The following is a 4681-nucleotide window of genomic DNA, read 5'->3' on the forward strand; positions in this document are numbered from 1 at the left end:
GCCGCCACGCTCGCCTCAGCAACCCAACCTCAAAACGCTAAACATTAACCCCCCTGTTGCACTTCGGCTTGAAACCGCCCCCTGATGCCGGCAAGAACCGTGGTTCCAAACCCCTCATCGACTTGCTCCACCGGGATATTCTCCCCCTCAGTGGTCAGTCGACCAGAGATGCCACACTCGTAGGTGAGCCCCGTTTTAAAGGAATGCCTTGGACATCTTTACATCCCGCGGTTCCGTTAAGATTGTTTCTCTCGATCTGGCCTGGAGGCGAATTTGCGCGAGATACGCTTCGAGTGCTGACACATTGATCAGAAGATGATTAAAATGTTTTTCCAGTTTCAGTGCACAATCTGCCTTCTTCTGGTGGCGTTTTCTGCGTGCTTACTCGCCAACGCGTTTAGCCTTTGGCTCAAGCTGCCAAAAAAGAAAATCCGTCAGTAGTCCGCGTTCGCCGGAGCGCCGGTCTGCGCGGCAGCCTCTGGACCTGTTTGGACTGGGCTTCCCAACCTAGCATCCCATTCGCCTTGGCGCTGGCAGAAAAACGACGATCTCTCACGAGACCGTTGCCGTTCAATGAATGGGTTACGTTGTCCCGGTGGCTTCACACGACATCGTTGCCAATCCCCTTGCACCGGTAGGTTACGGCTGACGGAACAGTCGGTTTCATCTCGCTGATAACGCCAGATGAAACAAACACTTACGTGACATCGCATCGTACTATGCGCTTTAGTGTGTCCGGTATCTGCTGTTTCGCGTCAACTCGCGAATACGTGGATGGTGAGTGCCCGAAACTCCGAGCAATCCCTCGAGCACTGACATCCTGTACATGTAGGCTTGCGATGCTCAGGTGTTCTTCAGGCAGAAGCTGTTGTCACCAAGTTTTATTGGGCATCGCGAAACCTTATACGAGATAGGTGTTCCACTTCGTTTTTATAGCGCCCTTCTATTTTCCACCAGAGCCCGCCGGCCTACTTTGTTGGTCAGCCGACGGCCGTGCCTGCCGGTTGTTGCGCCGTGCCGCCTTCTTCCAACTTCGCGAGCGTCTTCTCAGCTTCGACCCGGAGCCGACTCGGCTCCGGGTAGTTGCGCTTCTCTTCCCGCTTCTTTCCTATTGCAGCGGTCTCCTGCAGAAGTGCGCGCGCTTCCTGTACTAAGCTCACCGAGAGAGAACGGCGGTCCGCCGCTGCTATGGCCCTTTGCAGCGGACCGAGGCAGTAAGTGAGTGGCATATGACTCCCTTCGCCCACCGCCCGCGCTTTCTCAAGCTCGACACGAAGCCAGTCGACGGCGTTGGGTAGAGAAACTTCCTTGAACTCTTCGCAGAGGTAAAAGGCGACCCGATCGAAGTCCCAGCGGCTGGTGCGCGCCGACGGCGTAGATGCGGCTTGCTTAAGCCGCCAGTCCGTCATATTGACCTGCTCGGTGCGCTTCAGCCAGGCTTCGAATTGGTGGACTAATGCCTTCTTCTCCGAGAAGCTCTCCATCGCGTCGAACCGGGGAGCGTCTTCAAACACTGGCGCGTGCTGAGGATCAGCAAGACCGGATATGAGTTCCTTAACGTCTTTGCGGCGCTCCTCACAGGCTTTGAGCAACCCGGGCGGTATGTCGCGCTTGCCGTCCGCCTTCAACTCGAAGGACAGTGGCGCGAGCAGCAGTTCCAGCGCCATCGCATAGGAGTCGACCGCTTCCACCAGTTGCCGAAGCAAGTCGCGCGCATACGGACGGCACTGCAGCGCCAGCTGGCTCGCTTCGTCCTGGAGCCTCTTGTGGGTGTCCCGCGCCGCGCTCCAGCGTGCGGGCCAGGCTTGGTTCACACACTCGTCCAGCGGCTCGTCAAAGGTCTTGCGTCGGAACAGCGACTCAAGGTCCAAAAGCATCTCTCCGAGGGGGCGATCCTCCGCAGGGTGTAATCGCTGCTCCAAATTCATCCACCATTCGTGAGCCGAGGGCATCCACTGATCCCACTCCGGATCGGACAGCAACGCGCGGACTAGTCGTAGCGTGTCCTCCTCCGTTGCGCTCGTGCTTTGGAATTGCGACAGCGGACCCGAGAGCTCGACGCCGCTCATCTGGAAAAGGTAGGGGTAGACACGCGAGGTGACCTGCCCGGTGCACTTCGAGGACATCTTCGCGGCCATCGCGCCGGCTTCGAAGTGGATCCAGGGATTGCCGGCATTCTCGGGCGTCAAGCAAACGATGGCAGCCCCGGCGTGCTCCAATCCTTGTCGGACTCGCTCAAACCATATGCTGCCTTTCGCTATCTCGGGCGAGCGTATCGATTCGAGCCCGACGCCAAGCTCGTGGATGGCGATGTCGAGTGCCTCGGCGACCGCGCGGCTCCGCGTTCCGGACCAGCAAAGAAATACCACCTTGGCGTCGTCCATGGCCTCGCCTTCTATCGCGTGCTGACAAATAAGGCATTTCAAGATGGGACGTTCACACCTGACATAGCCTTCCAACGGCGCAACATAGGCATGCAAGCATCCAAGCCTGCAAAGCAGGCAGGCTTCCCACGCGTCAGCATCGCAAACGGTGCCGGGCAACTGATGCCAGCCTCGTCGTCATGACGCGTGCAATTTGCGAATGGCCTTCGACCGACATGCACCACGCTTGATTCCCGCGCTGAAAAGACGCACGGCATCGAAAATATCCGCCCCACCTATTCTCATACGTGACGCCCATGTACGTCTGGCCTGCAGATGCGTTTCATCATGATTACATTGTGCATCTTCAGGTTAATGTAGGTGACAGCAGTTCCAATTTCAAGGAGTAGCAAAGCGTACCTGAGGAACGGAGGCATAGAACAATCGAATCCCGAAAGTTTCGGTTTGCGCGGCACAACTTTCCAGCGCGGCAAATGTCACCATCGCTACGCTCAACGGTCCGGCCATGCTGGAACTCAAGAAGCTCTCCGCGAGCTTCGAGAACGCGAATCCCGATATCAAGCTGAATTGGGTGATCCTCGAGGAAAACGTGCTTCCACAGCGGGCGACGACTGACATCACCACCAACAGACGTGGTTGCAATCCGCACGTACGAAGCGCCCCAGTGGGGCAAGCGCGGCTGGCTGGTGCCGAGGACGATCTGCCGGCCGATTACGATCTCGACGATGTGGTCAAGACGGCGCGCGACGGCCTTTCCTACGATGGCCAGCTCTACGGGCTGCCGTTCTATGTCGAAAGCTCGATGACCTATTACCGGAAGGACCTGTTTCAGGCAGCCGGTCTCACTATGCCGGATCAGCCGACTTACGATCAGATCAAGCAATACGCCGACACGCTTACCGATAAAGCCAAGGGTCAGTATGGCATCTGTTTGCGCGGGAAAGCGGGTTGGGGTGAAAACATGGCATACGTGTCGACAGTGGTGAACACCTTTGGTGGGCGCTGGTTCGATGAGAACTGGAAAGCGCAGATCGATACGCCGGAGTGGCACAAGGCGATCGGCTTCTATGCAGACCTGTTGAAGAGTGACGGACCGCCCGGAGCGAGCTCGAACGGCTTCAACGAGAATCTGACGCTGATGTCGTCCGGGAAGTGCGCGATGTGGATCGATGCGACGGCGGCCGCAGGCACGCTCTACAACAAGTCGCAGTCGACAGTGGCGGACAAAATAGGCTTCGCTGCCGCGCCGGTTGCGGTGACACCGAAGGGATCGCATTGGCTGTGATCGTGGTCGCTGGCAATCCCCAAGACCTCGAAGTCGCAGGATGCCGCGAAGAAATTCGTTACGTGGGCAACCTCGAAACAGTACATTGAGATGGTTGGAAAGGACGAGGGGTTGGGCATCCGTTCCTCCGAGCAGGAAGTCGACCTTTGCGCGTCCCGAGTACAAGCAGGCGGTTCCGTTCGGAGGGTTTGTATTGAAAGCGATCGAATCGGCCGACCCAAACGACGCATCGCTCAGGAAGGTGCCGTACAGTGGCATTCAGTTCGTCGGCATCCCCGAGTTCCAGTCGTTCGGGACGGTGGTGGGGCAAGCGATAGAAGGCGTCGTCGCTGGGCAAACCAGCGTGGACGCAGCGCTGAAGGCGGGCAACGCTGCGGCCGATCGCGCTGTGAAGCAGGCGGGTTATCAGAAGTGAACCCCGAAACTGTCCCTCGTCCTGAACGTGCTGCACCTCCGCCGGTCAAGCAGTGCAGGCGGATGAACCGCGCACATAGCGAACAAAACACTTCATGATCAAAAGTTGCGCAATGCCGCTCTATCGTTGAAAACCGCCGCATGCGCTTACCCCTCGGTACGCCGGATACTGGTAACACACCATGAATCCCACAAACACACCGAGTGACTGATCCCACGAATGTTGCGGTCGGCGGTGATCCCGACGAGGCCGACCGATAGTGACCGCTCGCCCATCTCACGAATCCCCTACGGAACCGACCGGTCCGCACAGGAACGTGCCGGACCCTCACTGGAAGTATCTCTGCCATTGCGGGCCGGTCAGCCGTTGATCAACACATTCGCATTCGCTAAGCCGCATTTCGCCTATAACTGTAGGGCCGAGTGGTTTCGAACAAGCTCGACACCGCTTCGCCTATCCGTCAGCTAGTGGTCCGCGTCAAACGGATTGCATCTTATTAAGCTTGGCCCTGGCACGCGTGACTTTCGCGAGGATGTCAGAGGCCTTTGCTGTCCAGATGAACGGTTTCGGATGACGGTTATGTTTCTGCACGTACTG

3 protein-coding genes and 1 pseudogene are annotated in these 4681 nt (G+C 57.8%); 2 read left to right on the forward strand and 2 right to left on the reverse strand.

What is annotated here, in order from left to right; genetic code table 11:
* Positions 1-980 precede the first annotated feature (980 nt).
* Entirely contained in the window at positions 981-2384 is a 1404-nt protein-coding gene (locus AWB81_RS40530) for a TIR domain-containing protein (RefSeq protein WP_062644010.1), read from the reverse strand.
* 505 nt (positions 2385-2889) lie between these two features.
* Here AWB81_RS40530 and AWB81_RS40535 point away from each other — a divergent pair.
* Both AWB81_RS40535 and AWB81_RS40540 read left to right on the forward strand, forming a co-directional pair.
* Positions 2890-3669, forward strand: a complete 780-nt coding sequence (locus AWB81_RS40535; protein WP_087135557.1) for an extracellular solute-binding protein — start codon at positions 2890-2892, stop codon at positions 3667-3669.
* 193 nt (positions 3670-3862) lie between these two features.
* Positions 3863-4084 (forward strand): hypothetical protein, encoded by a 222-nt coding sequence (locus tag AWB81_RS40540; protein WP_087135558.1) that lies wholly within the window; start codon positions 3863-3865, stop codon positions 4082-4084.
* A gap of 477 nt (positions 4085-4561) precedes the next feature.
* On the opposite strand, the pseudogene AWB81_RS44370 reads toward AWB81_RS40540, so the two are convergent.
* Positions 4562-4681: pseudogene (locus tag AWB81_RS44370) on the reverse strand (IS630 family transposase); the annotation flags it as partial.

The organism is Caballeronia arationis, assembly GCF_001544975.2.
Lineage (GTDB): Bacteria > Pseudomonadota > Gammaproteobacteria > Burkholderiales > Burkholderiaceae > Caballeronia > Caballeronia arationis.

What these genes read in the sequence shown, in the direction of transcription:
- AWB81_RS40530 (WP_062644010.1), bottom strand. Translation starts at nt 2,384, where the DNA reads ATGGACGACGCCAAGGTGGTATTTCTTTGCTGGTCCGGAACGCGGAGC.
- AWB81_RS40535 (WP_087135557.1), top strand. Translation starts at nt 2,890, where the DNA reads ATGCTGGAACTCAAGAAGCTCTCCGCGAGCTTCGAGAACGCGAATCCC.